Source organism: Massilia polaris (assembly GCF_012927275.1).
Taxonomy (GTDB): Bacteria; Pseudomonadota; Gammaproteobacteria; order Burkholderiales; family Burkholderiaceae_D; genus Telluria_A; species Telluria_A polaris.
The window spans coordinates 1-1,194 of record NZ_JABBGG010000029.1 but is presented as its reverse complement, the minus strand read 5'-3'; the positions used below and the strand labels follow the sequence as shown (position 1 = coordinate 1,194).

Here is a 1,194-nt window from a genome sequence, read left to right as displayed (position 1 = left end):
GGTAATCCCCCCATTTTTAGAGCACGCTAAAAGTAGAGGTTAAGCGGCAAGTGCCAATTTCTGTTTTGGCGTAATACCGCCGAGTGCCATGTTGGGCCGGTCGTGATTGTAGGTCCACAGCCAGTTGGTGGCAAATTCCTGGATTTCGTCGAGCGTCTCAAACAGGTGATGGGCGAGCCAGTCATAGCGAACGGTCCTGTTATATCGCTCGACGTAAGCGTTTTGCTGCGGCTGGCCAGGCTGGATGAAATCGATTCGGATCCCATGCCTGGCAGCCCAGGCCAGCGTTACCGCGCTAATGTATTCGGGGCCGTTGTCGCATCGAATGGCATCCGGTTTACCGCGCCATTCGATGATCCGGTCGAGCGAGCGAATTACACGTTCGGACGGCAGCGAGAAATCGACTTCGATACCGAGGCCCTCGCGGTTGTAGTCGTCGATGACATTGAACAGCCTGATGCTACGCCCATCGGCAAGCTGGTCATGCATGAAGTCCATCGACCAGCACTGGTTGATCGCGGTCGGCACCGCCAGCGGCAGCGGCTTCTCTCGCACCAGGCGATGGCGCGGCTTGATCCGCAGGTTCAGCTCGAGCTCGCGGTAGATCCTGTAGACACGCTTGTGGTTCCATTTGAAGCCCTTTACGTTGCGCAGGTACAGGAAGCACAGCCCAAAGCCCCAGTTGCGCTGGTTGTTCGTTAGCCGTACCAGCCAGTCGGCGATGACGCCGTTCTCCGCATCCAGCCTGGCCTTGTAGCGGTAGCAGGTCTGGCTGATGCCAAATGCCTGACATGCCAGGCCAATCGTGGCTGACCGCTGCGCTACGGCCCACTGCGCCATCTCCCGCCGCTGAGATGGCGCTACCACTTTTTTGTGAGAGCCTCCGCGACAATCTCGGCCTTGAGCCGTTCCTCGGCATACATTTTCTTCAAGCGCCGGTTCTCGTCCTCGAGTTCCTTCATGCGGGCCATCAACGACGCGTCCATGCCGCCGTACTTGGCGCGCCACTTGTAGAACGTGGCATTACTGATGCCGTGCTCGCGGCACAGCTCGGGAACCGGACTGCCGGCTTCGGCCTGCTTGAGGATGGCGATGATTTGGCTGTCGGTAAAGCGGGACGTCTTCATGTAGAGCTTTCTGTTCGTAAGTAGAAAATTCTACTTCTAAACACGCTCTTTTTGCGGGGGGATTACC

General features: G+C 57.7%; 1 protein-coding gene. It reads right to left on the bottom strand.

Translation table 11 applies throughout. From position 1 onward, the window contains the following. Positions 1-39: 39 nt before the first annotated feature. Positions 40-1,127 (bottom strand): IS3 family transposase gene (locus tag HHL21_RS21320; protein ID WP_169469680.1). Its coding sequence is split into 2 segments (ribosomal slippage): positions 40-875 and positions 875-1,127, totalling 1,089 coding nucleotides; the frame shifts between segments, so codons are not numbered across the junction. Positions 1,128-1,194 lie beyond the last annotated feature (67 nt).